Source organism: Acidovorax sp. FW305-C-20-28 (genome assembly GCF_058783375.1).
The window spans coordinates 25466-45657 of record NZ_JBYSYM010000018.1; the positions used below are offsets into that span (position 1 = coordinate 25466).

20 protein-coding genes are annotated in these 20192 nt (G+C 67.7%); 14 read left to right on the forward strand and 6 right to left on the reverse strand.

Annotated features, from left to right (window positions below; all coding sequences use genetic code 11):
* Together AC3WOH_RS20195 and AC3WOH_RS20200 are read right to left on the reverse strand one after the other, a co-directional pair.
* The gene (locus tag AC3WOH_RS20195; protein WP_492231113.1) at positions 1-1077 is read right to left on the reverse strand and encodes a porin; all 1077 of its coding nucleotides are present in this window, start codon (positions 1075-1077) and stop codon (positions 1-3) included.
* Between the two features lie 119 nt (positions 1078-1196).
* The gene (locus tag AC3WOH_RS20200) at positions 1197-1703 is read right to left on the reverse strand and encodes a hypothetical protein (protein WP_492231114.1); all 507 of its coding nucleotides are present in this window, start codon (positions 1701-1703) and stop codon (positions 1197-1199) included.
* A 121-nt stretch (positions 1704-1824) separates the two neighbouring features.
* Between AC3WOH_RS20200 and AC3WOH_RS20205 the strand changes: the two genes are divergently transcribed.
* Positions 1825-2583 (forward strand): CPBP family intramembrane glutamic endopeptidase, encoded by a 759-nt coding sequence (locus AC3WOH_RS20205; RefSeq protein ID WP_492231115.1) that lies wholly within the window; start codon positions 1825-1827, stop codon positions 2581-2583.
* A 9-nt stretch (positions 2584-2592) separates the two neighbouring features.
* On the opposite strand, the gene AC3WOH_RS20210 is transcribed toward AC3WOH_RS20205, so the two are convergent.
* Complete coding sequence (locus AC3WOH_RS20210; RefSeq protein WP_492231116.1) at positions 2593-3027, reverse strand: hypothetical protein; 435 nt, start codon at positions 3025-3027, stop codon at positions 2593-2595.
* Between the two features lie 365 nt (positions 3028-3392).
* Between AC3WOH_RS20210 and AC3WOH_RS20215 the strand changes: the two genes are divergently transcribed.
* From AC3WOH_RS20215 to gor, 3 genes are all read left to right on the forward strand, one after another.
* The gene (locus AC3WOH_RS20215; RefSeq protein ID WP_492231117.1) at positions 3393-5057 is read left to right on the forward strand and encodes an ankyrin repeat domain-containing protein; all 1665 of its coding nucleotides are present in this window, start codon (positions 3393-3395) and stop codon (positions 5055-5057) included.
* A complete protein-coding gene (locus AC3WOH_RS20220; protein WP_492231118.1) occupies positions 5054-6454 on the forward strand; it encodes a hypothetical protein in 1401 nt (466 codons plus the stop codon). The genes AC3WOH_RS20215 and AC3WOH_RS20220 overlap by 4 nt, the downstream gene beginning before the upstream one ends.
* Positions 6455-6597: 143 nt before the next feature.
* Complete coding sequence (gene gor / locus AC3WOH_RS20225) at positions 6598-7992, forward strand: glutathione-disulfide reductase (RefSeq protein WP_492231119.1); 1395 nt, start codon at positions 6598-6600, stop codon at positions 7990-7992.
* A gap of 18 nt (positions 7993-8010) precedes the next feature.
* Here gor and AC3WOH_RS20230 read toward each other — a convergent pair whose 3' ends face one another.
* Positions 8011-8391: a tautomerase family protein gene (locus tag AC3WOH_RS20230; RefSeq protein WP_492231120.1), complete on the reverse strand. Its 381-nt coding sequence runs from the start codon at positions 8389-8391 to the stop codon at positions 8011-8013.
* A gap of 87 nt (positions 8392-8478) precedes the next feature.
* Between AC3WOH_RS20230 and AC3WOH_RS20235 the strand changes: the two genes are divergently transcribed.
* The 3 genes from AC3WOH_RS20235 to AC3WOH_RS20245 all read left to right on the forward strand — a co-directional run bounded on the left by AC3WOH_RS20235 (position 8479) and on the right by AC3WOH_RS20245 (position 11062).
* Positions 8479-9375, forward strand: coding sequence for a LysR family transcriptional regulator (locus tag AC3WOH_RS20235; protein ID WP_492231121.1), 897 nt, complete (start codon positions 8479-8481; stop codon positions 9373-9375).
* Positions 9376-10037: 662 nt separating this feature from the next.
* Positions 10038-10367 carry a 1-deoxy-D-xylulose-5-phosphate synthase gene (locus AC3WOH_RS20240; protein ID WP_492231122.1) on the forward strand — a complete coding sequence of 110 codons (330 nt, stop codon included), beginning with the start codon at positions 10038-10040 and terminating at the stop codon, positions 10365-10367.
* A gap of 23 nt (positions 10368-10390) precedes the next feature.
* Positions 10391-11062 (forward strand): site-2 protease family protein, encoded by a 672-nt coding sequence (locus AC3WOH_RS20245; RefSeq protein ID WP_492231123.1) that lies wholly within the window; start codon positions 10391-10393, stop codon positions 11060-11062.
* Here the strand turns inward: AC3WOH_RS20245 and AC3WOH_RS20250 are convergent, their stop codons facing one another.
* Entirely contained in the window at positions 11063-11767 is a 705-nt protein-coding gene (locus AC3WOH_RS20250) for a phytanoyl-CoA dioxygenase family protein (RefSeq protein ID WP_492231124.1), read from the reverse strand.
* Between the two features lie 45 nt (positions 11768-11812).
* Positions 11813-12745: a DUF6929 family protein gene (locus AC3WOH_RS20255; RefSeq protein ID WP_492231125.1), complete on the reverse strand. Its 933-nt coding sequence runs from the start codon at positions 12743-12745 to the stop codon at positions 11813-11815.
* A 114-nt stretch (positions 12746-12859) separates the two neighbouring features.
* Here AC3WOH_RS20255 and AC3WOH_RS20260 point away from each other — a divergent pair, with 114 nt between their 5' ends.
* From AC3WOH_RS20260 to AC3WOH_RS20290, 7 genes are all read left to right on the forward strand, one after another.
* Complete coding sequence (locus AC3WOH_RS20260) at positions 12860-13066, forward strand: hypothetical protein (RefSeq protein ID WP_492231126.1); 207 nt, start codon at positions 12860-12862, stop codon at positions 13064-13066.
* 16 nt (positions 13067-13082) lie between these two features.
* The gene (locus AC3WOH_RS20265; RefSeq protein ID WP_492231127.1) at positions 13083-13310 is read left to right on the forward strand and encodes a hypothetical protein; all 228 of its coding nucleotides are present in this window, start codon (positions 13083-13085) and stop codon (positions 13308-13310) included.
* A 164-nt stretch (positions 13311-13474) separates the two neighbouring features.
* Complete coding sequence (locus AC3WOH_RS20270; RefSeq protein WP_492231128.1) at positions 13475-13897, forward strand: DUF1810 domain-containing protein; 423 nt, start codon at positions 13475-13477, stop codon at positions 13895-13897.
* Positions 13898-14032: 135 nt separating this feature from the next.
* Positions 14033-14392: a hypothetical protein gene (locus tag AC3WOH_RS20275; protein WP_492231129.1), complete on the forward strand. Its 360-nt coding sequence runs from the start codon at positions 14033-14035 to the stop codon at positions 14390-14392.
* A 103-nt stretch (positions 14393-14495) separates the two neighbouring features.
* Positions 14496-15515, forward strand: coding sequence for a serine hydrolase domain-containing protein (locus AC3WOH_RS20280; protein ID WP_492231130.1), 1020 nt, complete (start codon positions 14496-14498; stop codon positions 15513-15515).
* A gap of 146 nt (positions 15516-15661) precedes the next feature.
* Positions 15662-17926, forward strand: a complete 2265-nt coding sequence (locus tag AC3WOH_RS20285) for an ATP-binding protein (protein WP_492231131.1) — start codon at positions 15662-15664, stop codon at positions 17924-17926.
* The gene (locus tag AC3WOH_RS20290; RefSeq protein WP_492231132.1) at positions 17923-20187 is read left to right on the forward strand and encodes an EAL domain-containing response regulator; all 2265 of its coding nucleotides are present in this window, start codon (positions 17923-17925) and stop codon (positions 20185-20187) included. Before AC3WOH_RS20285 ends, AC3WOH_RS20290 begins: the two co-directional genes overlap by 4 nt.
* Positions 20188-20192 lie beyond the last annotated feature (5 nt).

Here is a 20192-nt window from a genome sequence, read left to right on the forward strand (position 1 = left end):
TCAGAACGTGTGGCGCATGCCAACGGCCAGCAGGCGTGCCGAGGGGGCCACGGCTGCCGCTGCCGTGGCGGGCGTGCCGTGGCTGCCGGTGCCCAGGATGCGGCCGTAGAGCACCGTCCTGCGGCTCAGCGCATGGTCGTAGCCCAGGGTCCATGCAATGCGCGAGGCCCGCTCGCCCAGCGTCTTGCGCTGCGCCGCGCTGAACAAGAGCCTGGATGCGGGCGCCACATTCCAGGCGGCGCCGGCGCTGGCCACCCGTGCGCTCTTGATGGCCTCGTCGCTCGACCCGGTGTGCGACACAATGGCAAAGACCTGCACCGATTCGCTGGCCCTGTAGGCCGCCGTGAGTGCCTGGTAGCGCGTGATGACCGGGGCCGGCACCGGGTTGGCGGCGGTGGCGGCTGCGCTGAAGCGCGTGCCCTGGAAGGCGTAGGCGGCGTACAGCGGGCCCCTGTCCCAGCCCAGCGCGCCGCCATACACCTCGCCGCTGCGCTGGTCGCCGCTGGCGGACTCTGCGAACGCATAGGCCGCGTCCGCAAACAGGCCGTTGGCGGCGGGCGTGCGGTAGCGCAGCATGTTGCTGGCACGGGCTGCGAAGGGGCGCAGCGCAGGGGCCGTGGCCGCCGCGGCCGGAAACGGCGAAGCCCCCATGTTCATCGGCGAGAAGACCGTGTTGAGCGCAAACGGATCGGCCCGCGCCATGGCCTGGAACATGGGGGTGTAGGTGCGCCCCAGCTGCACCGAGCCCGCGGGGCCCGCCAAGGCCACCCAGGACTGCCGCGCAAAGCTGAGCGTGCCCGACGCATCGCCCCCGGTGTCGGTATTGAAGCCGGCCTCCAGCATGAAGCGCGCCGACACGCCGCCGCCCAGGTCTTCCGTGCCGCGAAAGCCCAGGCGCGACTCGGCATTGCCCCCGCTCTCCAGCCGTGTCCACGACCGGGGCCCCTGGCTGCCATGGCCGGCGTAGACATCGACCGTGCCGAACACCGTGAGCTGGCCCTGCGCGTGGGCAGGCAGCGACGCCGCCCCGCCCGCCGCGAGCACCACCATGGCCGCGAAGGTCTTGTGGATACCCAAATTTTCTGCTCCCCAGCCCTGTGCATTGCTTCGTTTCATGTGGCTACCAAAAAATGAGGTAGCGCAGTATCACGACAGGGGACTGCAGGGTGGTAATACGGAATATCAATGCATTGCCATCACTTTTTTTGATTCCTTGGGGGCATTGCCTGCGCCATCGCACGCCAGGCGCCAAGCCGCCGACTCGTCTGCCGGTTGAGGTGGACAACCAGCCAGACCGTCAGCCAGGGCGCTGCGGCGATCCCCAGCAGGTCGGCCCGCACCGGCAGCTTCATCGGGCTGCGCAGAGACAGGGTGGCCAGCAGGTACACCAGCCCCAATGCACTGGCCCCGAGGGCCGCGGCGCTGGCCACGGCAGGTCTCTGCGCGGGTGCCACCAGCGCGCAGAGAAACACCGCCATCAGGCCCGGCATCGAGGCACCGCCAATGTCCAGCAACAGGCGCGCGCCCAGCAGCAGGCCGCAGGTCACGCTGGCAGGGTCCTCTGCGTAGCTTGCCAAGGGAGGCGGGCAGGCCGCCACGGGGATCTGGAGGAAGACCCACCACATCCAGCAGCCGATCAGGATTGCGCCCATGAAGACAAAGGGCAGGGCGCCCCAGCGCAGCGCGGTTTTCAGAAATTGCATCGTGTCGTGTGAAGAGAAGAGCCAACGGTGCGCCAGTGTGGTTTCGCTCTGTGAGGCCTGTATGAAGTGCGGGCCGGTGCCGCGCTATGCTCTTCACAGCGCCTGCCCCCATCCGTATTGCATGACACCTGACACCACGCACCAGCCCCCGGGGACCGACTTCCCGTTCTACAACGGCCAGCCCGTGGCGCTGGGCGCGCGCCAGTGGTTCATCGTGCTGCTGGTGGCCATGGCAGCCTACGGCGCGCTGCACGTTCCCGCGGTGGCCGCCATGCGCGTATCGGGCGGCTGGACTGCACTGGTTCCGGCGTTGGCCTTCCCCGCGCTGCCGCTGTTGGCCCTGCGCACGGTGGCGGGGCCGCAGTGGCAGCAGCTGTTTCGGCGCATGGGCTGGCGCGATGTGCGGCTGGCCATCGGCCTGGTGCTGCTCAACATCGTGGTGACGGTGGCCGTGGCGCTGGTGGTTTCCAAATTCTTTGGCGCTGTGCCCAACCCGGTGGTCAAGGCGCTGGCCGCCATGGGCACGGCCGAGAAGATCGTCTTCATCGCCTGCACCATCCCGCACCTGATTGGCGAAGAGATTCTCACCGTGCTGCCCTTCCTGGCTCTGCTCACCTGGCTGGCGGGCCCGCTGGGCTGGCCCCGGCGCCGGGCCATCGTGGGGGCGTGGGTGGTGTCGGCGCTGCTGTTCGGCGCCTTGCACCTGCCGACCTACGGGTGGAATATCGCGCAAAGTCTGGTGATCATCAGCGTGTCGCGCATGGTGCTGTGGCTGGCCTACCTGCGCACCAGGAACCTGTCGGTGCCATCGTTGGCGCATATCCTCAACGACTGGCTGCTGCTGGGCCTGGCCTTCCTGCTGGGGGCCTTGATCAATTGAGCACGGCGGTCAGTGTGGCCGCACCGCGCGCGCCACGCACCCTGCCGCAAGCCAGGACGACAGCACCAACGCCACGCCCACACCCAAAAGCAGGCTGGCGGGCCGCAGGTGATGCGAGCCACCCACCAGGAACAGCAGCCCCAGGGCGCAGATGGCCATGGCTGCGAGGCAGGCCGCAGCCTTCTTGTCTGCGGGCGGGGCCACGGCGGCGCACAGCAGCACAGGCAGCACGGCGGTGATGGCGGCGCCACCCATGTCCTTGGCCAGGTAGACCGCCAGCGGCCAGCTGCATTTCTTGTCGCCGCTGGCCAGGCCGTACCAGACCAGATTTGCAGGGCAGTGGGCCAGCGAAACATCGCCGAGTTGGAGCCACAGCCGAACGCCCAGGTAGATGGCGCCGATGAACACGAAGGGCAGGGCGGCGCAGCGAAGTGGTGGGGACATGGCGCACAGGGTGGTGTGGGATCGATGCCCGCGAGTGTTGCGCGGCCTGGTGAGGCCAGTGTGAAGTGCGGGTGGATGGCCCGCACCGCACCGTGTTTACTCTGGGCCGCCGCCACCGACCACCGCCGCGTGCAGGCCACCTGGGCCGCCGACCAGCAGGCCAAGGGCGTGAAGGATGCCGTGCCCGTGCTCGGGCAGTTGACCAACATGGTGGATGCCGCGCAGCGGTAGTGCAAGGGCGGGACACATCGAACAGGCCAGGCCTGGCCACTGCCTGCCAGTGGACAACTTGTCCAGCGCGGGCGCTCAGTCCATCGCCACAATCGGGCATGGCCGTTGTGGCCGATTCAGCCCCGTTGTATTCCATGTCAGAAAACCGTTTGCACTACACCCTGTACTTCCAGTCGCGCGCCGAGGCCCGCCGCTGGGTCGACGAAGCCGAGGCCACGCAACACCTGCCACTGGATGCGCAGGCCCGGGCGCTGGAGTCGCTGCTCGGCCTGCCCGAAGGCTCGGGCGCCAGCTTCGAGTTTGCCAGTTGCGTGGGCCTGCTGGCCGAACTGGCTGTGCTCGGCCCCTGGTCCCTGCTGCCGGGCGATGGCTGGCCTGCCGGCCTGGCGGAGCGAGGCGGCAAGCTCTTCGGCTGCGAGTGGGACGATGGGGCAGGCGACGGCCAACTCCAGAGCCTGTGGTTCAACGGCCCGGGCAAGGAGCTGAGCAAGAAGCAGTTCGAGGCCGCCGCGCGCAAGATGGACCCGATGGAAGAGGTGCGCCAACTGCTCGCCGGCGACCACCATGAGGCCCTGCTCGACCTGGTGCACCACCATGGTCTCGACCCCGACACCGTGGTAGGCCACTGGCCGCTGATGGTGCACCTGTTCACCGTCAAGGACGGGCGCAACGACACGCCCTTGCCCACCGATGCCATCATCGCGCTGCTGAAGGCCGGCGCGCGTCCCGACCCGGTGGCCCTGGTCACGCGCATGCCCGAGTACGCCACCATGTCGGTGTTTCCCCTGCTGCGCGCGGCCTATGCCTTCGACAGCCAACTGGTGCAGGCATTGCTTGACGCCGGTGCCGACGTGAACGGCACCGATGACCAGGGCGCTACTGCCTTGCATATGCTGGTCGGCTCGTCCGCGCACCTGAGCGAGCCACCCACGCGCTGCCTGCAGGCCGCGCAACTGCTGCTGGATGCGGGAGCCGACGTCAACGCTTTCAGCCCGATCCACGGCTCGCCCCTGGCCCAGGGATGCCATCAGCGTGTGCGCGAATTGATGGTGGCACACGGTGCCCGCATCGCCTGGTCCGAGTCCACCCTGCAGAACGAGATGGCGTCGCGCCAGACCCACGCCGTCTGGACCCATGACCATGCCTGGCTCGATACCTTGTTGGAGCAGTCACCACCCGACGAGGAGCAGCGCCGTCGCCTGCTGGTGCATGCCCTGAAGGACGGCAACCACCAGGCGCTGGAGCGGCTGTGGCGCGAGGGTGTCGACCACGCCCTGGTGCTGGTGCCCGGGATTTTTCCGAACCTGCTGGTGGAGTCGGTCACCGAGCAGCCGGAAATGGATGCCGCCATGCTGAACGACCTGGTGGCCCGCAGTGCCGGCAAACCCGTACCCGGGCAGGACGACCCGCTGTGGGCCGGTGCCGCAGCCTCCACGCTGCGCCACTGGGTGCGCCGCGACAAGCTGCGGCCGCCCCTGGCGCTACTGCAGCAACTGCTGGACCTGGGCCTGCCCGCCGACGCACCGCCCGGGCAGTCCTGCGCCCTGGCTGCGGCCATCGCCGCCCGATGGACCGATGCCGTGGCCCTGCTGCTGGCACGCGGTGCAGACCCCAACCACACCATGCACGACGGCGGCAATGCCCTGCACGAAGCCCTGTACTGGAAGGCCACCGATTGCATCCCCCTGCTGCTGCAGGCCGGTGTGGACCGCGACCGGCGTGACCAGCAGGGAAGAAATGCGATGGAGCGTGCGGTCACCAAGCGCAACAAGGCTGCGCAGAAGTACCTGGCGGCATGAGCGCACCCCATTCAGCGAACAAAGCAGTCAAGACCATGGCAAAGCATGCAAAGGCAGTCATCTGCCCGGCGTCCGAGAATTTCTATGTGGTTTGCGGGGCCAGGGTGTTCCTGCTCTCGTTCGGCTACCTGTGGGAGCTGGGCAAAGAGGGCATTCCCATCGTCCATACCGGAGAGGGATTGAAGCGGGTGTGGGCCGATGACCAGGGCGACATCCTGGTCGAGCAGGCCGACGGGGTTTTCTATCTGGAGCGGGTCGATGGCCAGGGCGGCCTCGCCAAAGCCAAGAAGAAAAAGGCGGCGCCAAAAAAGGCAGCCCAGGTCTACGGCGAGTGGGTCTATTCCCTGGACGACAAACGAGATCCCGTGTCCACCCACTCCGTGAAGCACCCCGATGGCCGCCTGGCTTTCGAGGTGACGGGGCGCTATCTGGATTTTTTGGGGCACTGCGATGGCGACTTTGTGTTCCGCCGCCACAGCCCCAGGGAGATCTTTGCCGTCGATGCCAGCGGGCGTGAGCAGGTGCTCTACCCGCTGGATGAATCGGCCTACACGACGTGGATCGACGGCCGCATCCTGGTTTCGACCCCACTACCCGACTCGCGGGCCCGGTGCGATGTGTACGACGTGAAGGCCAGGGCGGTCATCCAGAGCATCGAGATCGAAGCCGACAGCGAAGGCTTCTACGAACTGGCGGAAATCGGCGGGGCCTGGGCGTTCATGTGGGCTGGCAGGCTGTACCTGCTGGATGCCGATGGCATGGAACCGGCCTTTTCCGGGCAGAAGCTGGATTGCTACTTGGCCGCACAGGAAGGCGTGTATGCGGCGTTTGCGCGCGAGCCGGTGCTTCACCTCCATGACAATCTGTTGGCGCAGCAACCCTCTGCCAGCCTGCACATCCCGCTTGAGGGGTTCTGGTTGTCGTCACTGGGCAAATACCAGGATGGCGTGGTGTGCAGCGCGTATCCAACGGGCCGGCTGACGGGACTGGGCTATATCGTTCTGTCGCCCCATGCCCTGGCCGGCGAGGCCACCGAGGTGGCGTGTGAAGAGCCGTCGTTCACCACCGAAAAGCGCTACGGCGATGGTGGTGATGTCGGAGCATTCACCTGCGTGGTGCAGTTTGCCGACAAGGTTCCGTTTGATACCCTGGTGCGCCATGCGCTGGCGGCCGTGGACGAGGTGTTCGCCCATTACTCGGAAAAGAATGCCGAGACACTGTCCTTCAACGGCACGGCCGAGGTGGAGATGGATGGGGAAGGGCTCAGCCGGCAGCAGCAAAGCGCGCTGGCACAGGTCTGCGATCGCATGGCCGAGCGGTATTTCTTTCGGCGCAGCCCCGTGACGGACGAGGCCTACAACGTCAGATTGGTGTGGCGCGGCGCGATGAATGGGTGAGTAATTGATGGGGAAGGGGCGGGCATGCCCCTGGTCAGGCAAACCCTTGCGCATTGGCATACCATCGCCGCGAACCCCTACAGACTGACAGCGGCGCGAGGCAACGCCTCGCCCCCCACGCCGACCGGCAAGGAACCCATGCGATGAGCGCCTATGACTATGACCTGTTCGTGATTGGCGGGGGCTCGGGCGGCGTGCGCGCCGGGCGCGTGGCCGCATCGCTGGGCAAGCGCGTGGCCGTGGCCGAGGAACACCGCTTTGGCGGCACCTGCGTGATACGCGGCTGTGTGCCCAAGAAGCTGTTCGTCTATGCCTCGCAGTTCCACGAACACTTCGAGGACGCTGCGGGCTATGGCTGGACCGTGGGCACGCCCAGCTTCGACTGGAAGGCGCTGATAGCGGCCAAGGACAAGGAGATCGCCCGGCTGGAAGGCCTGTACCGCCGCGGCCTGGAGAGCAACCAGGCCGAGGTCATCGACAGCCGCGCCGAGCTGGTGGACGCGCACACCGTGCGCATCGTGGCCACGGGCAAAACGGTCACGGCCGAGCGCATCGTCATCGCCACGGGTGGCGCGCCCAACCCGCATGCGGCGCTGCCGGGGCACGAACTGTGCATCAGCTCCAACGAAGCCTTCGACCTGGCCGCGCTGCCGCGCTCCATCCTGATCGCCGGGGGCGGCTATATCGCGGTCGAGTTCGCCAATGTCTTCCACGGCCTGGGCGTGGAGGTGACGCTGATCTACCGCGGCAAGGAAATCCTCTCGCGCTTTGACCACGACCTGCGCCAGGGCCTGCACAAGGCCATGGTGGACAAGGGCATCCGCATTCTGCTCAGCGATGTGATCGAGAACGTGGCCCGGGTGGAGGGCGAGGGCGGCGGCCTCATCGCCACCACCAAGAACGGCGAGACCCTGGCCGTCGACACCGTCATTCTGGCGCTGGGCCGCGACCCCAACACCCGGGGCCTGGGGCTGGAGGCGGCCGGCGTGGCCCTGGACGAGCGCGGCGCCATCATCGTGGATGCGTATTCGCGCACTAACGTGCCCAGCATCTGGGCGCTGGGCGACGTGACCAACCGCGTGCAGCTCACGCCCGTGGCCATCCACGAGGCCATGTGCTTCATTGCCACCGAGTACCGCGGCCAGCCCACCGCACCCGACCACGACCTGATCGCCACGGCCGTGTTCTCGCAGCCCGAGATCGGCACCGTGGGCCTGTCGGAAGAAGACGCCGCCAAGCGCCATGCCGAGATCGAGGTCTACCGCGCCGAATTCCGCCCCATGAAGGCCACGCTCTCGGGCCGCACCGAGAAGATGCTCATGAAGCTCATCGTCGATGCCGCCAGCCGCAAGGTGCTGGGCGCCCACGTGCTGGGCCACGACGCGGGCGAGATGGTGCAGCTGCTGGGCATCTCCCTCAAGGCCGGCGCCACCAAGGACGACTTCGACCGCACCATGGCCGTGCACCCCACGGCGGCCGAAGAGTTCGTGACCATGTACCAGCCCAGCTACCGTATCCGAAACGGCGAGCGTGTTTGACCTGGGGCGGCTTTCCGATTACGCATATTGCGCTAACCCGTGGCCGAAGGACCAATTCTCCTTGGCCACTTCCACCAGGCTGATGAACACATCCTCGGGCCGCACGCCCGGGTTCTCGCCCAGAAGCTGCGTGATGCGCTGGTACAGCGCTTTTTTCTGCTCCAGCGTGCGCGTGTTGTTGGCGGTGATCTGGATGAACACCAGGTCATCGCTGCGCGCCACGCCCAGGTAGGTGGGGCTGTAGCGGAAGTTGGCGGCATCGTGCTCGGTGATGACCATGAACTCGTCGTCCTCGGGCACATTGAAGGTCTCGCGCATGGCGCGGTACAGGCTGTCGCAAAGGGCCTTGCGGTAGGCCTCGGGCTTGCCGGCACGCAGGGCGATGTGGAGCAGGGGCATGGGAAGCGGTCCATCAGAAGTTGAGGTGGCCCCATGCTAGTCATTGCACCTTGTTATTGCAATTGATAACAGAGATAATGCTTGCATATGGCAAAGGCCACTCTGCACCCACCGCCGCAGCCCCAGCAACGCCCTCTGGACCTCGACGCCATCGAAGCCTTTGTGCGCATCGCCGAGCTGGGCAGCTTCACCCGCGCGGCCGACGCCATGCAGACCACCCAGGCGGCGGTGAGTCTCAAACTCAAGCGCCTGGAAGACCGCCTGGGCTGCCGCCTGATCGAACGCACGCCACGCCATGTGGAGCTGTCGGCCCGCGGCGCCGCGTTCCTCGACCCCGCGCGCGAACTGCTGGCCGTGCACCAGCGCACCCTGGCCACCTTTGCCGAGCAGGCCGAGCGCGAGCGCATCGCCATCGGCATCAGCGACCATGTGGCCGGGCCCGATCTGCCCGCCCTCATCGCGCGCATGAACACGCACGACCCGGGCTTGGTGATCGAGATCCGCATCGGCTCATCGGGCGATTTGCTGCAGGCCTATGACCGGCGCGAACTCGACGTGGCCCTCCTGCGCTTCAGCGCGGGCCGCAGCGACGGCCAGGTGCTGGCCGAAGAAGCCTTTGGCTGGTACGCCGCCCCCACCTGGCAGCACCGCGCAGGCGAGCCCTTGCCCATCGTGACCCTGGCCGAACCGTGTGGCGTGCGCGTGGTGGCCAGCCGCTTGCTCGACGAGGCCGGCGTGCCCTGGCTCGAGGCGTTTGTGGGCGGCGGGGTGGCGGCGGTGTCTGCCGCGGTCATCGCCGGGCTGGGCGTGGCGGCACTGGCGCCGCGCATGCTGCCGCTGGGCGCGGTGGACGTGGGTGTGCGGTTGGGCCTGCCGGCATTGCCGCGGCTGCCGGTGGTGCTGCATTCGCGGGTGCGGGGTGGAAGGGGGCGGGAGGCTGTGGGGGTGTTGGGGGCGGCGTTTGGGGGCCCGTTGTCAGGATAAGGCAGACTCGGAATCGCAGAGCTATTTGTCTTTAGCGCTACATTGTGCAGTCCTAAATTTGCTTTCTGCAATGATCGAATCCAGCTATTGGCGCGCAGAGTTGAGGGCTGAACTCGCTTGGCTTAAAAAACATCGCACTTATCGACGGTGGTCTGAGAAACAACAAGTCCTCTTCGAGCGAAAGCTCATGCTTGTTGCGTTCCAAGTTCGCTCGCTATTGGAGCGACCCAAGGTGAATGACAGAGCGCGCAGAGCCACCATGGCCGTGTTGCGCTACAAGAAATTGGAAACAAGCCGTTTACTGTGACTGGTTCGGGCTGGCCTCATGAGCGCTTCGATCTGGAACACCCAGAGTCGGAAACTCTCTCAGTCATGGAAGTATGCAACCAGCTCATTCACTACTATTGGATGCAAACGTGGGTAGAGCAGAAGTCTTTCTCATCCATGCTTGTCTTCTCTGACTACAAGCGGCACAAATGCGCGTATGAGTTCCGAATTGAAGATCTACTAGGGTTGTTCCGAATTTTTGGCGACGATTCATCGGCGATCGTTAGCGCTGGATTTGCATGGGACGCGAAGAAACAAGATTACATTGTCATCAAATCTTCAGGCCCAGAAGAATCGTTGTTTAGCCCACCTGTTTCGGCTTCTCTACGTACGGCATGAAACCCCGCATCATGTACATCGAATGCAAGGCCGGCGGCCTCACCGGGCCTGCCCGCATTGGCCGGGTGCGCTTCTCCAAGACCGGCGCCACCCTTTACTACGCCGGGCAGTCCTTCCAGAGCCAGAAAGGCAGTGGTTTCAAGTCAAACTACTTCGATGAGGCCACGGGCGACCCGTACTGGATATCCGGCCCGCGCAAGGATGGGCGCGATGCGCTGTACCCGACCCATATAGCGCCTGCGGTGGATGCCGATGTGCATAACGAGTACTGGACCAAGGTCCGTGGCCTCGCGGTGCCTCCGCCGATGAAGACAGGCGCCGAGTGACTGGCGCCGCCACTCAATGGGGCATGGCCCTCGCTGCGGTCGCCTTGGCCGTGGTGATCCACATCGCCACCATGGCCCTTTGCGCCATTGGCATGGGCATCCGCGTGCGCAGCGTGTCGTTCGGCATTGGCCCCACGCTGCTGCGCCTGGGGCCCGTGCATCTGCGGCTATTGCCAGTGGCCGGCAGTGTGGTGCTGAAGGACTCGCGGGTAAAGGACGAAGGCGAAGGCGAGGGCGGGGATGCGATGGACCCCGCCGACTTCCACGATGCCTTCAACCACCAGCCGCTGTGGATGCAGGTGCTGTTGCCCCTGACCGGCGCGGCCGCCCTGGTGGCTGCGGGCGTGGGCATTCTCGGCGCCGAGGGGTGGGCGGCCTTTATCCGCGGGTTTGCACAGGTGGTGCTGGGCGCCGTGTCGCCCCTGGGCCAGGCGCAGGTCTATCTGCAATCGTTCCAGGCGTTTGTGGGCGACCATGGGTTCGTGGCCATTCTCGGCCTGGTCTGCGCCAAGCTGGGCGCCGTGAACCTGCTGCCGCTGGCCACCTTCAATGGCGGGCAGGCGCTGGTGAGCCTGGCGAAATGGGGGCAGCCCGAGGTGGCGTGGGACGAGGCCTGGGGCCGGTGGAACCTGTGGGCCAGCCTGCTGTTGCTGGGGGCGTGGGTGGTGGCGTTGGGGGCCTTTGTGGTGCCTTAGCTACCGCAGCGCCCCCAGCGCAAAGCGCGTGGTCGCCATCATGCGGATGTGCTTGGAGGCATTGACCGAAGGCGAATGCAGCGTGCGCATGTCCATCAGGAACACATCGCCGGCTTTGCCACACATCTCGACCAGTGCCGTGCCCGACGCGGCCAGGGCCGGTGCCAGGTCTGCATTGCTGCTTTTCAGTGCGCTGCGCAGCGCACCAGCGGCCGGTGGCGCCAATCGGTGCGAGCGCGCCAGCGCCAGGGTGGCGCCGCCCTGTGGCACCACATCGTCGATCAGGTAGAACGCCTGGATGCCCGGTACCTCATCGGGGTCGGGCCGGGGCGCCACGTCCACATGCCAATTCAACCGGGCCAGCGACCATGCGCCCTGGCGTGGCAGTGAGAGCAGCAACTGTTCGCCCTGTGCGGTGGTGGGTTGCGCGCCCCCCAGTGCGGCGACGGCGGCCTGTAGCTCGGGCGTGCACAGGGCATCGTGCAGATTCGGCGCTTTCACCTGCGATGACAGGCGGGCGATCTGCTGGAAGGCGGGCAGGCGGTCGAGGGCGCTGCCCAGGCTTTTGCTGCCGCTCCAGATCCTGAGGCGCAGGAGTTCGGCAAGGATGCTGTCCTTGGCGGCATTGAGCCGTGGCTTGGGGATGAAGCCCGGTAGATGAAGCACACCTTCGCTGCGGAAGCTGTTTTGCTGTGGCGCGGTCATCGGGGCGCGGTCTGAATTGGCAGGGGGCATGTGCTTGGCCATCCGTCAATCCAGCGCCACGACCAGCAACCGCGACGCCCGCTCCGGACCATCCGCATCCGTAGCCATCAACAGCCACCCGTCTCCATCCAGCGCAATCCCTTCGACCTTGGGCGCCCCCTCCAGGGCCACCATGCGCTGCAGCACGCCATCCGCTCCAACCCAGCCAATCGCAGATGCCACGCACTCACCGTCGGCATAGCTGTCGTCGGTGTTCTCGGCCACGGCGCTGAAGAGCCATCCGCCATCGTTGCCGGGCAGGGCCGTGCCATCGGTAAAACCCAGGGGCACGCCATCCACCGTACCCAGGTCGAACAAGGTGGTGCGCAGCGGCGCCGGTGGCTGCGCGCGCGTGCCGGCCAGCCAGTCCAGCAGCGGTGCCAGCGGGTAGGTGATGCAGGCATTGCGCGCATCGCCCTTGTTGCCGCGCTGCAGCAGGTGCAATGCCTCGTGGGCGGCAAAGGCGCCTTCGATGTTCAGGTCGGCAAACTGCGCGCGCAGGGGCGCGTAGAGGGCGGACAGGTCCACCACCCGTGCAGCGCCACCATCGGGGCGACCGGTGGCATCGAGCGCGATGACAAGGCCTCGCTGCCGGTTGGGCTTGGAGCCGGACCCCAGGGCCAGCAGCGCCCCGTGCGGGTGGGCGGGTGACGCGGGCAGCAGGGCCAGCGCTTCCAGGTCGGGCTTGCGCTTCTTGCGTTCGCGCGGCTCGGTGGGCAGGTCGCCCGGCAGGATGCGGTGCAACTGCACCTGCGGTGCTTGCGGCAGCAAGGCTGCGTCAGCGGGCAGCAGGGCCAGGTGGTGTTCGTCGTCGGCCACCAGGTACAGCCATGCGCCGGCCCGCACCAGGCCGCTGGCCGCGCTCAGGTGCGGCTGGCCACGCGGGTGGGTAGCGGGGTCGAGCAGCAGGTCCTGCAGGTAGGTGGGCGTGAGGTGCATGGCGACGGGAGCATAGAGGAAAGGAGGGGCGGGACCAACGCCATTTGCATGCGATCCGCCTGCCCGAAGTGGGCTAGGATTCCGTGCCTGATATCAATCCAAGGAGGAGGGTGCATGAAATTCCCAACAACCATGGCGTTTCTTGCCGCGGCGGCCGTGCTGGCCCTGCCGGCATGCAGTTCCACCGAAGTCGTGCGCGCGCCGGTCGAGGCCACCATTGGCCAGCAATTGATCGAGCTCAAGAGCGCCTTCAACAACGGCGCAATGAACCGCAGCGAATACGACAGCCAGCGCCGCCGGCTGATCGACAGCGTGAAGTGAAAGGGAGGGCCACGCCATGAAGAACCATATCCGTTGGATGGCCTGCGCTGCCATCGCCTGCGCCTGCCTGGCATCGCTGGCCGGCTGTGTGAGCAGCAGCACCTCGCGCGTAACCGTGCAGGAGGGCGTCAAGTTCTCAAAGGGCCGCGAGCTCGATGACCTGGTGCGCGCCTACGACGCCCAGGCCATGACGCGCAGCGAGTACGAGGAGCTGCGCCAGGTCATCATGAAGCGGCCGAATTGATGGTGGGGCGGCCATGCGGAGTCCTTGAGGCTCGCATCTGTTGCTTTTGCGCGGCGGCGCAGCGTTCATCACCGCAAGTCTTGGTACCATGAACATGAACGCGTGGTGCCCTGCGTCCCCGCAAGGCGCTGCCGAGCAAGCTACGGCCCTGTGCCCCACGACCCATGCCCTTGCCCCCCGTCCTCGACCGCTTTCTGGCTGCGCAGGAGCCCGTGTGGGAGCGGGTGCTGGCCGAACTCAAGGCCGGCAAGAAGCGCTCGCACTGGATGTGGTTCGTCTTTCCCCAGTACAAGGGCCTGGGCCAGAGCGACATGGCCGTGCGCTATGCCATCCAGTCGCGCGCAGAGGCGCTGTCTTACCTCGCACACCCGGTGCTTGGCAGCCGGATCAAGGAGTGCTGTGCGCTGCTGATGGCGCTCGAGGCCTCATCGGCCCATGCCGTTTTCGGGTCGCCCGACGACCTCAAGCTGCGCTCCTGCATGACGCTGTTTGCCGAGGTGGCGGGGGCCGACAGCGTCTTCGCATCGGTGCTGCAGAAGTATTTTGGCGGGGAGAAGGACAGCCGCACGCTCGAACTTCTCGGCTGAGCGTTCTGCGGTCACCCAATTGGGTGATCGCCTCCAATTCGGTCGGGATCTTGCGGACAGTGCACTACCCGAGGGGCATGGCCTGCTACATTTTTCTGTCGTCTTCATCGGTCCCACATACGCTGCGTCGCTTCCATGTTCAAGCATGCCGCATTTGTTGCAGTGTTTGAGGCCGCGCTCTATGCCGGATTCGCTGTTTTCATGATGGTGCGTGCCGGCTCGGGCAGCGGTGCCTTTGTCATCGCGCTTCCATTGGTTTGGCTGGTGCTGGCTGCCAGGCTATGGGTGGGCCTGGCGGTGGCTTCGACTGTGGCACCTGAAGGAGGCACGCGCCTCTTTGTGGCGGCCGTTGCGGTGGGCTTGTTGTCTTCCATTTTTCTCATGCTGGCCCTGACCGGAGGGAGCGGGGGGTGGGGAGCCATGTGGTTTCCGTTCGTGGCTTCAGTGCTCGCGCAAGTGGCGGCCACTGCCCGGATGGCACGCGCGGGGCAGTGATTGATGGCATGCGGCCGAAGACGTCTCGGTGGACGACTCCGGCGCATCGGCATCGCGCGGGCCGTGCCGGCCCTTGGCCTGCGTTAAGGATGCCCAGCGTAGCATGGCCACCATGAAGGACACCACCACCCGCCGCCGCATCCTCCTGGCTCTTGCTACCTTGGGCCTGGGGGCGCACGCCCAGGCGCAGGATGGCTCTGCGGTGCAGGCCACCGACTCGCGCCTCGCTGCTCTGTCCGCAGACCTGCGCCAGCGCTTTGGCGACCTGGATGCCGTGGTGGTGCAGCAGGCGGGGCGCACGCTGCTGGCCTACTACAAGAGCGGCGCGGGGCCGGCCGACCTGCGCGATACGCAGTCGGTCACCAAGTCCGTGCTGTCTTTGCTGGTGGGCATTGCCATCGCGCGCGGCGCCATCGCTTCGGTGGACCAGCCGGTGGCTGAGTTACTGGCCGGGGTGCTCAAGCCCGATGAACCGGTGGCACAGCCTGGCCTGCGTGTGCGGCACCTGCTCACCATGGCCAGCGGGTTCGAGGCGGTGCGGGCGCCCCGGGGCCGTACGGACGATGCGCGCTACCTCATGGCGCGGCCTGTCAAATCGCCGCCGGGCACGGCGTTTTCCTACGACAACCTTGACGCCAACCTGCTCGCCATTGTTCTGGCCGCGGCCGTGAAGATGCCGGTGGCCGACTTTGCGCGCAGCGTGTTGTTCGGGCCGCTGGGCATCACGGCCTTTGAATGGGCGGCGGGTGCGAACAGTTACCACTTCGGCTCGCAGGGGCTGCATCTGCGCACGGCCGATATGGCCAGGCTGGGGGAACTGGTGCAGCGTGGCGGTGCCTGGGGTGGGGTGCAACTGGTGCCGGCCGACTACCTGCGCGCAGCCACCAGCGTGCAGAGCGCGGGCGGCCCGCCGGTGGGCGCGCCCTATGGCTGGCTCTGGTGGGTGAACCCGGCCGCGCCGGGCGGGGGCGAGGTCTACGCCAGCGGCTTTGGCGGGCAGACGGTCTGGGTGCACCGGGGGCTCGAAGCGGTGGTGGCCATCCATGCGCCGGCGCGGGGCGATGTGATGTCGCGCGGGCACGCCGCAGGCGCTTTGCGGGCCATTGCCGAAAAACTGCGCTGAGGGCGACAGTTGGGCCCCCGCCCGGCCGCCCCACCGACGGCCGACTGGCCTGAGGGGCCATCGGCAATTGCGGCTGCGCAAAGGTAACAATTCGTTATAGGATATTCCCAAACCGCCCGTTTCCACCCGTTTTCGACCCTTTGTCCATGGGCACCACCAGCGGCACCCCCCGCACCCCTGAGGACGCTGCGCCCACGCTGCGTCTGCGGGTGCTGCTGCGCTTTGAGCCGGCAGAGGTCGAACACGCATTCGGCGCGCACTACCTCTCGTTCTACCACCGCTACGCCCAGGGCGCGCTGCTGCTGGGCCTGGTGCTGGTGCTGGGCGATTTCCTGGTGGACTGGATCGCCTACCCCGCGGTAGCGGTCAATGCGCTACGGCTGCAGGTGGCCGTGCCCATCCTGCTGGCCGGGCTGGCGTACACCTTTGCGCCACAGGCGCGCCGGCACTGGCAGCCCGTGCTGGCCGGTTTCATCGTGGCGGTGTCACTGTGCCTGTTCTGGATACTGCTGCGCATCGATGCGGCCGGCGGCGAGGGACTGAACTCCTGGGTCGGCATCCTGAACTTCACCTTCCTGGAGTTCTATTGCTTCATCGTGCTGGGCCTGCAGTTCCGCTGGGCGCTGATGGCGGGCCTGGCCATCCTGGGGGCCTTCTGCGCCACGCTGTGGTGGCACCCCGGCCATTCGCCGGCCGAGGTGGCCTACTGGTCTTACCATGTGGTCACGCTGTTCCTGCTGGCGGTGGGCGTGGGCTGGTGGCGCGAGTTCATCGTGCGCAAGGACTACGCGGCCCAGTGGGCGCTGGAGCGCGCGCGCCTGGCCGCCGAGCAACTGGCCCTGGTCAAGAGCGAGTTCCTGGCCACCATCAGCCACGAGATCCGCACGCCGCTCAACGGCGTGCTGGGCATGAACGAGCTGCTGCTCGGTAGCGGGCTGAGCCGCGAGCAGCGCGAGTGGGCCGGCGCGGTGCAGGCCTCGGGCCGGCACCTGCTGGCGCTGATCGACGACGTGCTGGACGTCTCCCGGATCGAGGCCGGGCAACTGCAGCTGGAGCAGGCCGAGTTCGACCTGCGGCGCGAGATCGGCGAGGCGCAGGCCATGTTCGTGCAGCCCGCACTGGCCAAGGGCCTCAACCTGCAGGCGCAGGTGAAGTGGCAGATGCCCGAGTGCCAGCTGGTGGGCGACGCGCTGCGCCTGCGCCAGATCGTGGCCAACCTCATCGGCAACGCGATCAAGTTCACGGAACAGGGCAGCGTGAATGTGCAGGTGTGGGTGGCGCCGGCGCAGGTGGCCGGGCGCGCCCAGGTGGACATCGTGGTGCAGGACTCGGGCATCGGCATACCGGCCGAGGCGCAGGAGCGCATCTTCGAGCGCTTTGCCCAGGCCGACGGATCGACCACGCGCCGCTATGGCGGCTCGGGCCTGGGGCTGGCGATCTGCCGCGACCTGGCGCGCGCCATGGGCGGCGACATCGCGGTGCGCAGCCAGCCGGGCGCGGGGGCGCGCTTCACGGTGCAACTGGAGCTGCCCCTGGCCGGCACCGTGCCCGCCCGTGCCGCAGCGCAAGGGCCGGAGCAGGGCGCTGCTGCTGCAGCAGCAACAGCAACGGGCGCGGTTGCCACCCCGGTGCCGCGGCTGCAAGGCACGGTGCTGCTGGTGGAGGACCATGCGGTCAACCGTGCCGTGGCGGCGGGCATGCTGCGCAAGCTGGGCCTGGCCTGGCGCGAGGCGCACGACGGCGCGCAGGCCATCGAGCAGGTGCGCCAGCACGATTTCGACGCCGTGCTCATGGACTGCCAGATGCCCGTGCTGGACGGCTATGCCGCCAGCCGGGCGATTCGCGGCCTGCCGGATGGCCGCGGCGCCGGCCTGCCCATCATCGCGCTCACGGCCAATGCCGGCGCCGACGACGCCGCGCGCTGCCGTGCCAGCGGGATGGATGGCTTCATCGCCAAGCCCTATGGCATCGACACGCTGGCCGCGGCACTGGCGCCCTGGCTCCAGGTGTTGCCGCAGGCGCTCCCCGAGGCGCCCGTAGTGCCCGCCGACGGCCATGCTGCCATCGACGCGCGCGCGGTCGAGACCCTGCTGTACCTGGACGAGCATGGCGGCACCGGGCTGCTGCGCGAGGTGGTGACGGGCTTCCTCGACGCCGCTGCGCAGGGCCTGGCCGCCATGGAGCAGGCGCTGGCCGATGGCCGGCTGGCCCAGGCAGCGCGCATTGCCCACGGCCTCAAGTCCTCGGCCGCCCATGCTGGCGCGCTGGAGATGGCCGAAGGCATGCGCAGTGTGGAGCGCCATGCGCTCGCCGACGATGCCCATGGGGTGCGCCAGGGGCTGGCGCGCATGCACGATACCCGTCGCCGCACCGCGGCCGCCCTGCACGCCGTGCTGGAGGCGCACCCATGAGCGCCGTGGCCCTGGCACCGCTGATCGCGCAGCCGCCCGGGCAGGGGGCTGCCGCCGCCGTTCGGGTGCTGATCGCCGACGACGACCCCGGCATGCGCGCCATGCTGCGGGCCGCCGTGCGCAAGCTCGGGTTCGAGCCCGTGCTGGCCGAGGACGGAACCTCGGCGCTGCTCGCGTTCCGCCAGGCGGCCTGCTCGCTGGTGCTGCTGGACGTGGAAATGCCCGGCCTCAACGGCTACGAGCTGTGCCGCATCCTGCGCGGCGAGGCCGGCCCGTTCGTGCCCATTGTCCTGGTCACGGGCAATGACGACGTGGCCTCGGTCGAGAACGCCTATGCCGCCGGCGCCACGGACTTCATCTCCAAGCCGGTGAACTGGCCCATCCTGGGCCACCGGCTGCGGCACCTGCTCAAGAACTTCGGCATCCAGCGCGACCTGCAGCGCGCGCAGGCGCGCAACGCCGCCATCCTGGACGCGCTGCCCGACCTGCTGTTCGAACTCGATGCCCAGGGCCGCTTCATCCAGTGCAATGCGCCAGCCAGCGAAGAGCTGGCCACGCCCCACCGCGCGCTGGTGGGGCGCACGGTGAGCGAAGCCCTGTCGCCCAAGCTGAGCGAGCTGGCCATGGCGGCCATTGCCGAGGCGCGCACACTGGGCCATGCCCGGCCGCGCACCTACCGCCTGCACCTGCCCGATGGCGAGCGCTGGTTCGAACTGTCGGTGGCGCGCAAGATGGCCGACGGCCTGCAGGATGGGCCGGACGGGGCGGATGGGCAGGAGGGCCCCACCTTCATCGCCCTGTCGCGCGACGTCACCGCGCGCAGGGATGCAGAGCGCCGCATCTCCGATCTGGCCGACTCGCTGCGCCAGGCCAATGCCGACCTGCGCCGCGCCAACGACCAACTGCAGCGCCAGGCCTTTGAAGACCCGCTGTGCGGCCTGCCCAACCGCGCCCTGTTCAACGAGCGCCTGGACCTGGCCCTGCGGCGCATTGCCGCGCAGGGCGCGGCCACGGGCGCGGACCGGCCTGCCGAGCTGGGCGTGATGTTCATCGATCTCGATGGTTTCAAGCCCATCAACGACAGCTTCGGCCATGCCGCGGGCGACGCCGTGCTCAAGGAGGTGGCGCGGCGCCTGCAGTCCGTGGTGCGGGGCGTCGAGCTGCTGGCCCGGCTGGGCGGGGACGAGTTCGTGGCGCTGATCGAATCGCCCACGGCGGGCGAGGATTCCATGCGCCTGGGCAGCCGCATCATCGAGGCGCTGCGGCGCCCGTATGCCGTGGGCCGGCACCGGGTGTCGCTGTCGTGCTCCATCGGCGTGGTGTTGCACCCCCGGCAGGAGCCCTCGGGCGACCGCCTGCTGGCCTGTGCCGATGCGGCCATGTACGAGGCCAAGCGCGCCGGCGGCAGTTGCTGCGTGCTGTACGAGAAATCCATGTCCGACGAGGGCACCGAAGAGGTGCTGATGCGCCAGGCCCTGCGCGAGTCGCTGGAGCGCGGCGACCTGGTGCTGCACTACCAGCCCAAGGTGGATTGCACCCTGGGCCGCGTGCAGGGCCTGGAGGCCCTGCTGCGCTGGGAGCATGCGCAGTTCGGCCAGGTCAGCCCCGAGATCTTCATTCCGCTGGCCGAGCGCTATGGCCTCATCGGTGCCATCGGCCACTGGGTGATCGACACGGCCTGCGCCCAGCTGGCGCAATGGCAGGCCCAGGGGCTGCGCTGCCGCATCTCCGTCAACCTGTCGCCCCACCAGCTGCGCCAGCCCGACCTGGTGGAGCGCATCGGCCAGGCTCTGGCGGCGCACCGGCTGCGGCCTTCGCAGCTGGAGTGCGAGATCACCGAATCGACCATGATGGAGCACTCGGTGCAGGAGCGCGCCACGCTCGAACGCATCGGCGCCCTGGGCGTGCGCCTGTCCATCGACGACTTCGGCACCGGCTACTCGTCGCTGGCGCACCTGCGCCACATTCCGGCGCAGCAGCTCAAGATCGACCGCAGCTTCGTCACCGACCTGGCCAGCAGCGAGCAGGCCCGCCACGTGGTGCAGGCCGTCATCCAGCTCGCGCACGGGCTGGGCATGGAGGTCGTGGCCGAGGGCGTGGAAACACCGGCGCAGATGCGGGTGCTGAGCGCGCAGGGCTGCGACCTGGTGCAGGGCTTCCACGTCGCGCCCCCCATGCCCGCGGCGGACGTGCCCGGCTGGATGCGCGACCGCGAGCACACCCCCAGCCTGTGGAGCCCGCTGATGGGCCCGGCCGGCTGAACGGG

What these genes read in the sequence shown, in the direction of transcription:
- AC3WOH_RS20200 (WP_492231114.1), bottom strand. Translation starts at nt 1,703, where the DNA reads ATGCAATTTCTGAAAACCGCGCTGCGCTGGGGCGCCCTGCCCTTTGTC.
- AC3WOH_RS20205 (WP_492231115.1), top strand. Translation starts at nt 1,825, where the DNA reads ATGACACCTGACACCACGCACCAGCCCCCGGGGACCGACTTCCCGTTC.
- AC3WOH_RS20210 (WP_492231116.1), bottom strand. Translation starts at nt 3,027, where the DNA reads ATGTCCCCACCACTTCGCTGCGCCGCCCTGCCCTTCGTGTTCATCGGC.
- AC3WOH_RS20215 (WP_492231117.1), top strand. Translation starts at nt 3,393, where the DNA reads ATGTCAGAAAACCGTTTGCACTACACCCTGTACTTCCAGTCGCGCGCC.
- AC3WOH_RS20220 (WP_492231118.1), top strand. Translation starts at nt 5,054, where the DNA reads ATGAGCGCACCCCATTCAGCGAACAAAGCAGTCAAGACCATGGCAAAG.
- gor (WP_492231119.1), top strand. Translation starts at nt 6,598, where the DNA reads ATGAGCGCCTATGACTATGACCTGTTCGTGATTGGCGGGGGCTCGGGC.
- AC3WOH_RS20230 (WP_492231120.1), bottom strand. Translation starts at nt 8,391, where the DNA reads ATGCCCCTGCTCCACATCGCCCTGCGTGCCGGCAAGCCCGAGGCCTAC.
- AC3WOH_RS20235 (WP_492231121.1), top strand. Translation starts at nt 8,479, where the DNA reads ATGGCAAAGGCCACTCTGCACCCACCGCCGCAGCCCCAGCAACGCCCT.
- AC3WOH_RS20240 (WP_492231122.1), top strand. Translation starts at nt 10,038, where the DNA reads ATGAAACCCCGCATCATGTACATCGAATGCAAGGCCGGCGGCCTCACC.
- AC3WOH_RS20245 (WP_492231123.1), top strand. Translation starts at nt 10,391, where the DNA reads ATGGCCCTCGCTGCGGTCGCCTTGGCCGTGGTGATCCACATCGCCACC.
- AC3WOH_RS20250 (WP_492231124.1), bottom strand. Translation starts at nt 11,767, where the DNA reads ATGACCGCGCCACAGCAAAACAGCTTCCGCAGCGAAGGTGTGCTTCAT.
- AC3WOH_RS20255 (WP_492231125.1), bottom strand. Translation starts at nt 12,745, where the DNA reads ATGCACCTCACGCCCACCTACCTGCAGGACCTGCTGCTCGACCCCGCT.
- AC3WOH_RS20260 (WP_492231126.1), top strand. Translation starts at nt 12,860, where the DNA reads ATGAAATTCCCAACAACCATGGCGTTTCTTGCCGCGGCGGCCGTGCTG.
- AC3WOH_RS20265 (WP_492231127.1), top strand. Translation starts at nt 13,083, where the DNA reads ATGAAGAACCATATCCGTTGGATGGCCTGCGCTGCCATCGCCTGCGCC.
- AC3WOH_RS20270 (WP_492231128.1), top strand. Translation starts at nt 13,475, where the DNA reads ATGCCCTTGCCCCCCGTCCTCGACCGCTTTCTGGCTGCGCAGGAGCCC.
- AC3WOH_RS20275 (WP_492231129.1), top strand. Translation starts at nt 14,033, where the DNA reads ATGTTCAAGCATGCCGCATTTGTTGCAGTGTTTGAGGCCGCGCTCTAT.
- AC3WOH_RS20280 (WP_492231130.1), top strand. Translation starts at nt 14,496, where the DNA reads ATGGCCACCATGAAGGACACCACCACCCGCCGCCGCATCCTCCTGGCT.
- AC3WOH_RS20285 (WP_492231131.1), top strand. Translation starts at nt 15,662, where the DNA reads ATGGGCACCACCAGCGGCACCCCCCGCACCCCTGAGGACGCTGCGCCC.
- AC3WOH_RS20290 (WP_492231132.1), top strand. Translation starts at nt 17,923, where the DNA reads ATGAGCGCCGTGGCCCTGGCACCGCTGATCGCGCAGCCGCCCGGGCAG.